The sequence below is a fragment of the Kiloniellales bacterium genome (assembly GCA_030064845.1).
In the GTDB taxonomy this organism is placed as follows: domain Bacteria; phylum Pseudomonadota; class Alphaproteobacteria; order Kiloniellales; family JAKSDN01; genus JASJEC01.
In genome coordinates, this window is the sequence record JASJEC010000096.1 from 1 (window position 1) to 12,273 (window position 12,273).

The window sequence follows — 12,273 nt, forward strand, 5'->3', positions numbered from 1 at the left end:
GCGCGCTGCTCTCCACGACGGCACCCCCGTGGTCCGCAGCGTGTGGCGGGAAGGAAACCGAATAGCCTGAGACGAAGGGAAAGCGCGATGGAGGAACCGGTCGAGCAGATTTGCGCAGTCTTGGCCCGCGAAGCTGGTCGGCGCCATCACTTCAGGGCCTACTTGCAGACGTCGCGCCGCCCGCTGCCATGCTGACGTGACCCCGCGCTACGCCCTCTACTTCGCACCGGAGCCAGGCAAGGCCCTCGACCGTTTCGGCGCGCGCTGGTTCGACGCCGCCGAACGCTGGGCGCCGCTGGAGCCGGCCTATCGCGCGCGGATCACCGAGGCGCCCCGGCGCTACGGCTTCCACGCCACGCTGAAGGCGCCTTTTCGCCTGGCCGAAAAAGACTGTCTCGACGACCTGCGGGACTCGCTCGCCGCTTTCGCGAGCGGCCGGGCAAGACCGTCGGCGCCGCCGCTCGCGCTGCGGCGCCTGGGCGGCTTCCTCGCCCTGATGCCGCGGGCGCCGGCGCCCGAGGTCTCGGCGCTGGCCCAGGCCTGCGTCGAGACCTTCGACCGCTTCCGCGCCGAGGCGACGCCCGAGGAGCTGGCGCGCCGCCGGGCCGCCGGTCTCACCACCAGGCAGGACGGCTATCTCCTGCGCTGGGGCTACCCCTACGTCGCCGAGGAGTTCCGCTTCCACATGACCCTGACCGAGCGGCTCGATGCCCAGGCCCTGGCCGCCGTGGAGGCCGCGCTGGAGTCCGCCGTCGTGCAACTCGAGGCGGAGCCGCTGGTGATCGACGCCGTCACCCTGTTCCGCCAAGCCGGCACCGCCGAGCCCTTCGAACCGCTGGCGCGCTTCGTCCTGGGCGGCTGACGGAAAGGCCAGGGCAGGCCGGGAAGCCGCCGCTTTTGTGCGACGTAGCCGCCCGAACAGGTCAGTCGTCGCTCAGCTGATTGAGCAGTTTCATGACTTCGTCGGAGGCCTCGCCCGCCTCGTGGACATTGGCGATGGCCGCTTCCAGGTCCCCCGCTTCGTAGGCGCGGGCGGCGGCGATCCCCGCCTTATGCACCCGGGCGTGGGGTTCGCTGAGGGCCTGCCAGGCCGAGTGGTTCAACAGGCGCGGGTCGGTCTGGGCGTCGTACCACTTGCCGAGCCGGCAGCTGTGATGGTCGGCCAGTTCGTCGGGATTGAGGCGTGCACGTCCGGCCAGCATCTGCGCCAGCTTGCGCATCCAGATGAGATGGTCGGACTTGGCGGCGTGAATCGTCGCCTTGGGAATCGCCATTTGCACCAGCTCGTCGATGCCTGCGACGATCGGCGCCTCGCTCTGCTCCAGGGTCTCGATCACGGCATCGATCGAGCGGACGTTGTGCTCGCCCATCCGGGAGATGACGCCGGCCCCCTCGGCGATCTCGCGCGACGCCGCCTCCTGCTGGTGCAGGATTCCGGCGATCTCGTCCATCCGCACGGTGACCGTCTCGATCTGCTCGGCCAGCTGACCGATCTGGGTGTCCGTCTTCTGGATTGCCGCGCGGCCCTTTTCGACCCTGGTCGCGCTCTCGCGCATGGCCTCGGTGATGCCCGACATGTCGTCGCGCAGCGCTGAGATGCGCGCGCGAATGTCGTCGGTGGCCGCGGCCGTCTGGCTGGCCAGGTTCTTGACCTCGCCCGCGACCACGGCGAAGCCCTTGCCGGCCTCGCCGGCCCGCGCCGCCTCGATGGTGGCGTTCAGGGCGAGCAGGTTGGTCTGCTTGGCGATCGCCTCGATGTTCTGGACGATCTCGCCGATGCGAACCGAGGCCTGCTCCAGGGTCTCGACCTTGGCGACCGCCTCCTGGGCCGACCCGGCGATCCGCTCCATCTCGGCGACCGCGTCGACCGTGGCCGAGTGCCCCGCCTGCGTTCCCGCCGCGGCTGCGCGCGCTTCGCCGGCGGCCGCCTGGGAGTTGGCGGCGATCTCCTGAACGGTGGCCGACATCTGATCGACGGCCGCCGCGATCGCCTGGGTATGGGCGTGGGATTCGCGCACGCTCCGGGTCATCTCGGCGACCTTCCGGACGCCGTTGTTCGCCGTGATGGACATGGAGACCCAGCGGCGGAGATCGGCCTCGCCGCGCTCCGCCTGGAGGCCCGCCAGGCGGATCAGCTTCTCGCCGATCGCGTCGCCCCGGGCCTCGGCGCGCGACGTTCCTCCTTCAAGGAGTTCGTCGATCGCCGCTTCGATCTCCGCGAGTTCGGACGCCGAACCCGCGCGGGCAAGCGCCATTGTTCGCCTCGTGCATGCTGGCTCTGGGGAAGGGCTCTCGGAGAGCATCCTTTCCGCGCCTTTAGAATTGATTAACGCAAACAGCCTAGCTCGATCGTCGCCAGGGTTAGGGCGCGGGCTGATTGAACAGGATCCGGCGCTCGGAGTCGTCCGGCGGCTCGCTGCGCCGGTACTCCTTGCCGAGATCGACTCCGCGCTGGACCGCCGGCCGCTGTTTGATGGCGTTGCGCCAGCGCGACACGTTGGGGAAGTCGTCGAGCGAGAGACCGACCGCCTTGACGATCAGCACCCAGGGCCAGGAGATCATGTCGGCGATCGAGTAGGCCTCGCCGACGATGAATTCGCGACTTCTCAGGCGGTTCTCCAGAATGGTGAGACAGCGGTTGTACTCGTCGGTATAGCGCTGCAGGGCGTAGCCGTCCTTCTCGCCCTCCGGGGCGTAGTTGTAGAAGTGGCTGTACTGGCCGGCCATGGGCCCGAGATTGCCGACCTGCCAGAACAGCCACTCGAGGGTCTCCTTGCGGCCGAGGGGGTCGCGCGCCATGAAGCGCCCCGTCTTCTCCGCGAGATAAAGCAGGATCGCGCCCGACTCGAAGACCGGGACCGCTTCGCCCTCGACGTCGTGGTCGACGATCGCCGGCATGCGGTGGTTCGGGCTGATCGCCAGGAATTCCGGCGCGAACTGGTCGCCCTTGCCGATGTCGAGCGGGATCATGCGGTAGGGCAGGGCGCATTCCTCGAGCATTATGGAGATCTTCCAGCCGTTGGGCGTCGGCCAGTAGTAGAAGTCGAGCGGCTGGCTCATGGGTTGTCTTCCAGTGTCGTGATTCCGGCCGCGGCGAGCGTGGCGATCTCGTCGTCGCCGAGGCCGAGCTCGCGCAGGATCTCGGCGCTGTGCTGGCCCAGATTGGGTGCCGGGTGGCGCAGCGCCGTCGGCGTCTTGGAGAAGCGTGGCGCGGGCCGGGCCTGGCGCAGCGTGCCGGCGACCGGGTGCTCGCTCTCCACCAGCGTCTCGTTGGCTTGGAGCTGGGGATGGCGGATCATGTCGCGCCGGCGCAGGACCGGCGCGCAGGGCACGTCTTCGGCCTCCAGGCGCTCGAGCCAGGCGGCCGAGGTCCCGCTCCGGAGCACCTCCTGGGTGAGCGCCAGGCGGTCGTCGATGTTCTCCTGCCGCAGGGCCGTGGTGGCGAAGCGGGGATCCTCCAGCCACTCAGGCTTGTCGAAGGCCCGGCAGAGGGCGGCCCATTCCTTGTCGGACTGCACCGCGACGCTGATGTAGCCGTCCGCGGTCTCGTAGATCAGGTCGATGAAGCTCTGCGCCGTCTCGGTCTCGAACTCGTCGCCGACGAAGGTGTGGCCGCCCATGTCCGAGCCCCAGAGAAACGCGACGACGGCGTCGAGCATGGAGAGGCTGATGTGCTGGCCCTCGCCGGTGCGGGCGCGCGCCAGCAGCGCCGCTGTGATCGCCTGGGCCGCCGCGAATCCGGCCAGCTTGTCGGGCAGGATGGTCCGGACCAGGCGCGGGCGCTCCTCGTCGGAGCCGGCCTGGACCGTGGTCAGGCCGGAGAGCGCCTGGACCAGCGGGTCGTAGGTCGGCTTCTGGGCGAAGGGGCCGGTCTCGCCGAAGCCGCTGATCGAGGCGTAGACGATGTCCGGCGCGACCGCGCGGATCGCCGCCTCGCCGAGCCCCATGCGCTCCGCCACCCCGGGCCGGAAGTTCTGCACCAGCACGTCCGATCTCTCGGCCAGGCGCTTCGCCAGGTCCACCCCGCGCGGCTGCTTGAGGTCGAGGGTGATCGAGCGCTTGTTCCGGTTGTTGTTGACGAAGGAGGCGGTCATGCCGTTGCGCCGGGTCGAGACCTGGCGGGTGTGGTCGCCGCCGCGGGGGTTCTCGACCTTGATGACGTCTGCGCCCTGATCAGCCAGGAGCAGGGTCGCCGTCGGGCCGGAGATCATCGAAGTGAGATCGAGGATGCGCACACCCTCGAGAGGACCGGACATGGTGGTCTCGCGCGTCTGTTGGGCGCCGAGTATGACCGCTTTAACCCCGGACATGAAGGCCGGAGAGCGCTCTACCTCATGAGTCTAGAGCAGTTTCACGCGGTAAATGGATCGCCTCAGGCGGTTCCGTTTGACCGCGATCTGCTATCGGACAGTGGCGCTCTCCCATAGGTAATTTTTGAGTAGCGTTAACGGAGCGAAACATGCAACTTAGGGCCGTCGAGGGCGCGTTGGGGAAAGCTCCGGGCCGGAATGGCCAACCGGGCGCTTATGGCCCGGTTCAGAGAGCGGGAACGCCCTCCCTGGTGTGAACGGGACGGGGTAGGTAATGACGGGTCTTAACCGGAATTTCGGCGGATTTCTGCTGGTCGTGGCGCTGGCCGCGGCCTCCTTGGTGCCGGGCAGAGCCGCCCTCGCCGACGAGGCGGAGAGCTTCATCAAGAGCTTCGCGGATCGCTCCCTGGTGGAAGTGATCGAACCGGAGCTGCCGGACGACGAGCGCAGCCGGCGCATCAAGCTCCTGCTGCGCGAGCACGTCGACATTCCCACGGTGTCCCGCTTCGTGCTGGGGCGCTACTGGCGCAAGGCCGACGAGACCGACCGCGAGGGCTTTATCCGGGCGCTGGAGGCGAGCCTCGCCTACAACCTGCTGACCCTGCTCAAGAACTACTCGGGCGAGAGCCTGGTGGTCGACGGCAGCGAGCCTGCCGGCAAGAGCGGCAAGGCGATCATCGTCAAGTCGCGCATGCTGCAGCCCCAGGGCGAGCCCTTCGCGATCGATTGGCGCCTCAAGCGCCGCGATCAGGGCTATCGGATCATCGACGTCGCGACCGAGGGGGTCAGCATGGCGCTCACCCTGCGCGCGGAGTACGGCTCGTTCCTCAAGCGCAAGGGCGACGTATCGGCGCTGACCGCGGCTCTGGAAAAGCGGCTCCTCACGGAAACCTCCGTGTCCACCGCCGAGGCGCCGCAGTAGATTCTTCAGCCGCCGCCTTTGCACGACGCGAAGAGGTATTCGCCGTCGTATTCCGTGCCGGGTAGGTCGACGTAGCCGGTGTAGGTCGGGTAGGGCGCGCCGATGCAGACCTTCCTCTGCGTTCGGCTGATCTGCACGGGCCAGAGTTGCCGGGCCCTTGGCCTGAGCTGTTCATGCCTGATCAGCTCGAGTCGCCGTTCCCACGAGAAGGGGCCGCGCGACCCCGGTGCTTCCCGCAGCACCAGACCGTAAGGCAGCTGCTGGCCGTCGACGGCGTCGTAGTCCCAGAAGCCGACAAGCTCCCACTCGACCGCGTTCGTCGGGACCGGCTGCGCGGCGGCCTGGGCGGGAGCGCTGCCCTTGGCGGCCACGATCATGGGCGGACGGGCGAAGATCATTTTCGCGTAGGCGATGCCGCCGGGGCCCTTGATGTCCATGCGGTCGATGGTGATCGCGCGGATCTTTGTCGCCTGGGTCGAGAGGTTCTCGGCCCGCACCTTGAAGGGATAGGGGGTATCGGCGATCAGCGTGGCCGAACGTTGCGTGCGGTCCCCGGCGTCGGGCCCGAAGGCGGCCGCCGTGTTGTAGGAAACGCCGGTGTCGTCCTGTAGCCGCGTATAGTGGGCGCCGAGGACCGTTACCTGGCGGTCCTGGAACCGGCTGGTCGCGGTGAAGCTGCAGGTGGCGACCCGTGTGTCCGAGATCGCGCAGCCCTGCACCTCGACCACCACGCCATGCATTTCCTTCGTGGTCGTGTCCAGCAGGCTGGTCTGGGCCGGTGCGGTAGAACAGGCGGTCAGGGCCGCGAGCCCGGTCAGCGCAGCGCACGTGAAGGCTCTCATCATGGAAGTCCCCTCGAAAGAATCCGTTCTGAAAATTCAGCGGCCGGGTTCCGACCCGAGATTAGCGGCCGGCCCGACCTCAATAAGCCTTTGCGGCGAGCCTAGCTCAAAGCGGCGGCCCCGAATATAACCATCCGTTGCATTGTTACGCTGGACACAACTTTGCCCCAGCCCGGCGGTTCAGCCGGTTTCGCTCGTCTGGTAGGCGGCGCGGTCGAGCCAGTCCTGGCTGATCTCGACGCCCCAGCCCGGCGCGTCGGGGATCTGGACCTTGCCGTCCCTGGCGACCAGGGCCGGGTCGAAGAGGCCGTCCTGCCAGGGATAGTAGTCGGGCCCCTCGATGGTGAATTCCACATAGGGGCCAGCCCCTTCGATCGCGCCCATCATGTGCAGCGTGAAGACCGTGACCAGCGAGAGGTTGGCGGCGTGGGGCGTGCAGGGCAGCCCGGCGGCGCGGGCCATCTCGGCGACCCGCAGGGTGCGCGTCAGGCCGCCCAGGTAGCAGATGTCGGGCTGCACCACGTCGACCGCCGGCATGTCGATCATGCGCCGCCAGATCGTCAGGTCGCAGTCCTGCTCACCGCCGGTGACGTCGACGTCGAGCGCATCGGCCACCTCCTTGGTCCACCCCAGCTCCCAGTAGGGGCAGGGCTCCTCGTAGTGGCAGATACCGTGGTCCTCGAGCAGGCGGCCGACCTCGATCGCGCGGGCCGGGCTGAAGCCGCTGTTGGCGTCGACCAGCAGGTCGGCTTCGCCGCGCAGCCGTCGGCTGACCTCCTCGACGATCGCCTCGGTGCGGCCGGGCCAGGCGTCGACGTCGCGGCCGCACTCCTCGCCGATGCGGAACTTGAAGGCATCGTAGCCCTGCTCGCCGCGCAGCCGTACGAACCGCTCGGCCTCGTCCTCCGGCGTGATGTCGCGCTTCATGCTGGAGCCGTAGACCCGAATCGGGCGCGGGGTGCCGCCGAGCAGTTCGCAGACGCTCTTGCCCTCGCGCTTGCCGCGCAGATCCCAGAGCGCCGTGTCGAGGCCGCCCATGGCGCGGCGCAGGTAGGAGCCGGGGAACTTGTGCTCGCGCTCGGGGATCAGGTCCATCAGGCGGTCGATGTCGAGCGCGTCCGCGCCGAGCGCGTAGGGCGCGACCTGGCGGTGCAGCACCTGCGCCGTGATGTCCGCGTTGTAGGGCGCGACCTGGCCCCAGCCCTCGCCACCCTCGTCGGTGCGGACCCGCACCATGCAGACGAACTCGGTTGAAAAGGTCTCGATGCTCGCGATCTTCATGGTTCCCCTTTGCTGCTCACTGCATGAAGCTTCCGCCGTTGACGAAGAAGTTGGCCCCGGTGGTGTAGCGCGACGCGAGGATCGCATCGAGCATCCGGGTGATGTCTTCGGGCTCGCCGATGCGCCCGGCCGGGATCCGGTCGATCACCCGCTGCCGGCCCTCCGGGGTGTGGATGGCATAGCGCTCCCGGACATCCGGCGTGTCGAAGGATCCGGGGATCAGGCAGTTGACCTGGATCCGCGGCGCGAGTTCCAGGGCGAGGCACTTGGTAAAGGCGAGCACGCCGCCCTTGGCACTGCAGAAGTTGGCGCCGTTGGTTCGTCCCTGGAAGCCGCAGGAGGCGCCCAGGTTGATGATGTGGCCCGGCCGGTCGGGATTGCGGATGAGATACTCTTGGCAGCAGATGAAGCTGCCCTTCAGATGAGAGGCGACAACCTCGTCCCACATCGCGTCCGTGATCTCCAGGAAGGAGGCGTCGCGGTTCACCCCGGCGGAATTGATCAGCACATCGACCTTGCCGAAGACCGAGAGGGCTTCATCGAACATCCGGGACACGTCTTCGCGCTTCCTGACGTCGGCCTTGAAGCTCAAGACCTGTTCGGAGAGTCCCTTGTTCGCGAGATCGGCGAGAAGCGCCTCGGCCTTCGCCTCGCTGCGGAAGTTCATCACCACGCCGTAGCCCCGGCCGGCGAGGTGCGCCACCATCATGGCGCCCAATCCGCTGGAACCGCCGGTCACCACGGCCACCTGCTGGTCGCTCATCGCTTCTTTCCCCCTTGCCCCCGAAGGCCGATCAAGACGAGGCGCCGCCCCAGATGTCGCCGACCGTGAAGCCCTCGGGGAAGGGGTCCTCCGGGTCGACCACGTAGCTCGCGAAGCCGGTGATCCAGGCCCGGCCGCTGAGGGTCGGCACCACCGCCGGATAATCGCCGACCCTGGTCTCGCGGATCAGGCGCCCGGTGAACGTCGTGCCGAGGATTCCCTCGTGGTGGAAATCCTGGTTCAGGCCGAGCCGGCCCTTGGCGTGCAGCACGGCCATCTTGGCGCAGGTGCCGGTGCCGCAGGGCGAGCGGTCGATCGCGCCGGTCCAGGTCGCCGGCCGGTCCCAGTCCAGTTCGCCGCTGGAGACCACCACGGCGTTCTTGGCGCTCGCGCCCGGCGCGGTCGGCGGGCCGGAGACGACGATGATGGTGATGCCCTCGATGCCCGGGTTCTCCGGATGCGTCACCGGCAGCTGCTCCCGCGCCGCGGTCTTGACCATCTCGCCCAGGCGCACGATCTCGCCGCCGTTCTCCGGCGCGACGGTGAGCCCGAGCGCCTCGGCCTCGACGATGGCGTAGAACATGCCGCCCCAGGCGACGTCGACCGTGACCGCCCCGAGATGGGGCACTTCAATGGTGCGGTCGAGATGGACCGCAAAGGCCGGGACGTTCTCGAAGGTGACCTGCCCGACCTTACCGTCGCGCACCTCGGCCTCGACCTCGATCAGGCCGGCCGGCGTCTCCAGGGTCAGTTTGGTCACGGGCTCCTCGGCGGCCACCATGCCGGTCTCGATCAGGGCGGTGACCGTGCAGATCGTATTGCTTCCCGACATGGGCGGGTATTCGACCTGCTCCATGATGACGAAGCCGGCGTCGGCCTCGGGCCGGGTCGGCGGCAGGATCAGGTTGCAGTTCGCCGCCGGGTAGCCGCGCGGCTCGCGCAGCATCAGCTTGCGCAGACCGTCGGCCTCGGTCTCGAGGTAGCGCATTTTTTCGAACATGGTAGCGCCGGGGACGTCGAGCACGCCGCCCGTGATCACCCGCCCGTGCTCGCCGCAGGCATGGAGATCGACCGCTTGGATCATGCGGGAGAGTTTCATGAGGACTCCATTGATTGCCTCCGTGTCGGCGCGTTGTGCGGCAGTAACTTGCGACGCGGGTTTGGACTTTGAACTCTAGCAAATCATATCACTTTCGCGAGCCGCGAGATGAGCGTCTCTGGCTTCGCTCTGCGTCAAGGCCTTTTGATCTAGCCAAGCCGCCTACTAACGACTATGCTGCAATTAGTGATAGAAATTCGTGTTTAGACACGAGACATTCGTAACAAAAAAGCCTGGATGTCTTTATTGTGGGGGTTCGCTTATGTTCGGAAGAAATTCAGTTCAAGTCATACTTCTTGTAGCGCTGCTTTCGGGATGTGACCCGACCCAACCTCTCATTACTGGCGAACCGCTGGTTTATGGCGTCAAGCCGTTTTCTGGTGAGATCGTCGACCGGGACGTGTCGATCAAGACAACGGATAATGCGGTCGGCATCGTTCCCCACAAAGGGGAAATGATCTCGATTGTCGTAAACAACGTCTTCCTGAAGTACGTCAAGGAAATCGGGAACCCGCACATTCTGGTCTACACCGTGGTCTATGACGACGGAAACGACGACCCGGGAACAGCCTTCACCAAGGTACTCTTCAACGAACGTGATCAGCCGCCCGGGGTGAACCTGGGCTTGGCCGACCGGATCATCTACGGCCCCACTCCCTACAAGGGACTGCCCATTCGCATCAAGTTCTTCATCGTCGAGTTGGACAAGGAGGACAAGGAGCTTGCATCGCAGATCATCTCGGCGGCGGGCAGTGCGGCGCAGGCAGCCCAGCCGCAGGCCGCGCCCGCGATCGCCATCGGTGTTCAAATTGCCGAGACTCTGAATGCTTTGAACAAGGACGACTTCGAGCTCCGTTTCGACCTGACCTTGCACCCCGTCGATCAGATCGGCACGGCCTCAAGTGTGGACGAAAACCTTCGCGAGCAGGGCGAACCGTCCCAAAGGCATTCGCAGAAGATCACCCTGCTCAGTTCCTTGCGCACCGGATCCTATCTAATCATCAAGCGTGAGCTGAGAGAGCGCTTCCTGGGTAAAGAGGAAGCGCTCGCATCCTATGTCGACTGGGATCACGCGCAGGAAGGTTTCATCACGCCTTATCTAGGTGCCGATGGAAAACTCTATAGCGCGCGCGAGGTCCGGCGGTATCAGGGCGGATACCTCTACCAAGTGACCGCGGGCATCGCCGATGACGAAGGCAAAAAGAAAAATTTCGCCAAGGTACGGCCGCGTGCTGGCCCCAACAAAGGAGTCGACTTTGGCCTCGCCACGGGGATTCGGCAGCGGTACATCGACCAGACCTATACCGTCCTGACGATCCTGAGCGGTCTGCCGGCGGGAATCGACAACGCTCAGATGCGCGCGGCTTCGCAGCGTGATGCCGCGCAACTGGCCTCGCTGCTCGACGATCCGGCGAACGCGGGAAACGTGGCTGATATCGGTCAAAAGGTCGAAGCGCTCGCGTCGGCGGTTCAATCCCGACTCGAGCAGCAGCGAGCATCTCGCTTGATCTCGTCTCGGGTCGCCAAGCAACCGGGCTTGCGCACCCAGACCAGCTATCCGGCGCTTTGGACAGGCCAAATCGATCCCTTGACCGGGCTCGATCCCAATCTCCCGGAACGGGATCGCAGCCAGGCCTATCGAAACGCTATCGCCAGGAACACCGGACTCCTGGTCACCTTGAATGACTTGATCCTCAACCTTCCGCTGATGCGTCCCGATGAACCACAGGACATGGCCTGGCTTCGTGGCCTCGACGAGGATTCATTCACGACTGAGGGTGTGGTCGCCGGCTATTTCGAGCTGAAAGGGGAAGCAATAGAGCAACGTACAACACCATGATTTTATTGATAGAAGGAGAAGAATTATGGCGAAGAAAGATGGCAGCGGTAAGAAAAAGGATTCACCTGCAAAGGCAACAGGCGGGCCGATCGTAGCCCGTGCGACCGGCGGGCCCATCGTACCCCGGGCAAGCGGTGGTCCGATTGTTCCCCGCGCCGTGGGCGGTGGTCCACGAACCGTTGGCGGGCGTCCTGCGGTCTATATGGGATGGACCCCTGACCTTCCGGACATTCGCGATCTCACGTTGGATACACCGAGGTTGGTTGAGCGGCTCAAGCGAAAGAACTCAAAGGTGCTGCGCACGGACTTTCAGCTGGATAGCGAATGGGACAATTCGAAGAATTGCTCACCGGTTGAGGATCAGGAAAGTCTCGGTTCCTGTACGGCCCAGGCGGCGGTTGGCATGCTCGAGTACATGATGCGGCGCGCGCAGCAAACCCATGTCGATGGGTCGCGTCTCTTCGTCTACAAAGTGACGCGCAAGCTGCTGGGCTGGACGGGCGACACGGGGGCTTACCTGCGTTCGGCCATGCAAGCGATCGCCACCTTCGGGATGCCGCCCGAGACCTTCTTTCCCTACGACATTGCGCGCTTCGAAGAGGAGCCCGATGCTTTTCTCTACGCCTTCGCGGGAAACTACAAGGCCTTGGACTACACGCGTCTCGATCCGCCGGGCAGGGACGGCGCCGCGATCCTTCTGAATGTCAAGCACGCCCTGCGCGCTCGGTTCACCGTGATGTTCGGCTTCTCGGTCTACAGTTCGATCAGCGGTGACGCGGACGTGCCCTATCCCACGAACCGCGACAAACTCACCGGCGGGCATGCAGTGCTTGCTGTGGGCTATGACGATGATTGGCGGATCGGCGACTGCAAAGGTGCAATCAAATTCAAGAATTCCTGGGGTACAGGTTGGGGCGATGGGGGCTACGGCTTCCTGCCATACAAGTACATCGAGCAGGGCCTGGCCCGGGATTTCTGGACGGTGTTCAACTCTGATTGGATAGATACTGGACGATTCAGATAATCGGACACCAGATCGCCTTTTCTTGCGGACCGCTTCCTGCGTGGGTCGGTCTAACCGAAACTCGCGCGCCGTGATATGTCCGGCCCGGCGAGGAGTTCGTCGCTCAGCGCAAGGCCGAGACCAGGCCCGTCGGGCGCGCGGATCATGCCCCCTTCCAGCGGCGGCGGGCGGTCGACCAGCGCGTGGTACCAA

Annotated in this window: 11 protein-coding genes; 4 read left to right on the forward strand and 7 right to left on the reverse strand. The window is 65.8% G+C overall.

Features of this window, described 5'->3' with window-relative positions; genetic code table 11:
- Nucleotides 1-196 precede the first annotated feature (196 nt).
- On the forward strand, nt 197-862 hold the full coding sequence (locus QNJ67_22405) for a DUF1045 domain-containing protein (protein ID MDJ0611741.1): 666 nt from the start codon (nt 197-199) through the stop codon (nt 860-862).
- Nucleotides 863-923: 61 nt separating this feature from the next.
- On the opposite strand, the gene QNJ67_22410 is transcribed toward QNJ67_22405, so the two are convergent.
- From QNJ67_22410 to QNJ67_22420, 3 genes are all read right to left on the reverse strand, one after another.
- Nucleotides 924-2,255, reverse strand: a complete 1,332-nt coding sequence (locus QNJ67_22410; protein MDJ0611742.1) for a methyl-accepting chemotaxis protein — start codon at nt 2,253-2,255, stop codon at nt 924-926.
- A gap of 106 nt (nt 2,256-2,361) precedes the next feature.
- Entirely contained in the window at nt 2,362-3,060 is a 699-nt protein-coding gene (locus tag QNJ67_22415; protein ID MDJ0611743.1) for a glutathione binding-like protein, read from the reverse strand.
- Complete coding sequence (locus QNJ67_22420; GenBank protein ID MDJ0611744.1) at nt 3,057-4,256, reverse strand: CoA transferase; 1,200 nt, start codon at nt 4,254-4,256, stop codon at nt 3,057-3,059. Before QNJ67_22420 ends, QNJ67_22415 begins: the two co-directional genes overlap by 4 nt.
- 328 nt (nt 4,257-4,584) lie before the next feature.
- On the opposite strand from QNJ67_22420, the gene QNJ67_22425 reads away from it, so the two are divergent.
- Nucleotides 4,585-5,232 carry an ABC transporter substrate-binding protein gene (locus QNJ67_22425; protein ID MDJ0611745.1) on the forward strand — a complete coding sequence of 216 codons (648 nt, stop codon included), beginning with the start codon at nt 4,585-4,587 and terminating at the stop codon, nt 5,230-5,232.
- Nucleotides 5,233-5,237: 5 nt separating this feature from the next.
- On the opposite strand, the gene QNJ67_22430 is transcribed toward QNJ67_22425, so the two are convergent.
- The 4 genes from QNJ67_22430 to QNJ67_22445 form a co-directional block, all read right to left on the reverse strand.
- On the reverse strand, nt 5,238-6,074 hold the full coding sequence (locus QNJ67_22430) for a hypothetical protein (protein ID MDJ0611746.1): 837 nt from the start codon (nt 6,072-6,074) through the stop codon (nt 5,238-5,240).
- 180 nt (nt 6,075-6,254) lie between these two features.
- Nucleotides 6,255-7,355 carry a mandelate racemase/muconate lactonizing enzyme family protein gene (locus QNJ67_22435; GenBank protein MDJ0611747.1) on the reverse strand — a complete coding sequence of 367 codons (1,101 nt, stop codon included), beginning with the start codon at nt 7,353-7,355 and terminating at the stop codon, nt 6,255-6,257.
- 16 nt (nt 7,356-7,371) lie between these two features.
- A complete protein-coding gene (locus QNJ67_22440) occupies nt 7,372-8,118 on the reverse strand; it encodes an SDR family NAD(P)-dependent oxidoreductase (GenBank protein ID MDJ0611748.1) in 747 nt (248 codons plus the stop codon).
- 31 nt (nt 8,119-8,149) lie between these two features.
- The gene (locus QNJ67_22445; protein ID MDJ0611749.1) at nt 8,150-9,217 is read right to left on the reverse strand and encodes a proline racemase family protein; all 1,068 of its coding nucleotides are present in this window, start codon (nt 9,215-9,217) and stop codon (nt 8,150-8,152) included.
- Nucleotides 9,218-9,479: 262 nt separating this feature from the next.
- Here QNJ67_22445 and QNJ67_22450 point away from each other — a divergent pair, with 262 nt between their 5' ends.
- Nucleotides 9,480-11,057 carry a hypothetical protein gene (locus QNJ67_22450; protein ID MDJ0611750.1) on the forward strand — a complete coding sequence of 526 codons (1,578 nt, stop codon included), beginning with the start codon at nt 9,480-9,482 and terminating at the stop codon, nt 11,055-11,057.
- A gap of 25 nt (nt 11,058-11,082) precedes the next feature.
- Nucleotides 11,083-12,081: a C1 family peptidase gene (locus tag QNJ67_22455; protein MDJ0611751.1), complete on the forward strand. Its 999-nt coding sequence runs from the start codon at nt 11,083-11,085 to the stop codon at nt 12,079-12,081.
- The last annotated feature ends 192 nt before the right edge of the window (nt 12,082-12,273 follow it).

Coding starts and splice junctions, on each gene's coding strand:
- QNJ67_22410 (MDJ0611742.1), bottom strand. CDS start 2,255: ATGGCGCTTGCCCGCGCGGGTTCGGCGTCCGAACTCGCGGAGATCGAA.
- QNJ67_22415 (MDJ0611743.1), bottom strand. CDS start 3,060: ATGAGCCAGCCGCTCGACTTCTACTACTGGCCGACGCCCAACGGCTGG.
- QNJ67_22420 (MDJ0611744.1), bottom strand. CDS start 4,256: ATGTCCGGTCCTCTCGAGGGTGTGCGCATCCTCGATCTCACTTCGATG.
- QNJ67_22425 (MDJ0611745.1), top strand. CDS start 4,585: ATGACGGGTCTTAACCGGAATTTCGGCGGATTTCTGCTGGTCGTGGCG.
- QNJ67_22430 (MDJ0611746.1), bottom strand. CDS start 6,074: ATGAGAGCCTTCACGTGCGCTGCGCTGACCGGGCTCGCGGCCCTGACC.
- QNJ67_22435 (MDJ0611747.1), bottom strand. CDS start 7,355: ATGAAGATCGCGAGCATCGAGACCTTTTCAACCGAGTTCGTCTGCATG.
- QNJ67_22440 (MDJ0611748.1), bottom strand. CDS start 8,118: ATGAGCGACCAGCAGGTGGCCGTGGTGACCGGCGGTTCCAGCGGATTG.
- QNJ67_22445 (MDJ0611749.1), bottom strand. CDS start 9,217: ATGAAACTCTCCCGCATGATCCAAGCGGTCGATCTCCATGCCTGCGGC.
- QNJ67_22450 (MDJ0611750.1), top strand. CDS start 9,480: ATGTTCGGAAGAAATTCAGTTCAAGTCATACTTCTTGTAGCGCTGCTT.
- QNJ67_22455 (MDJ0611751.1), top strand. CDS start 11,083: ATGGCGAAGAAAGATGGCAGCGGTAAGAAAAAGGATTCACCTGCAAAG.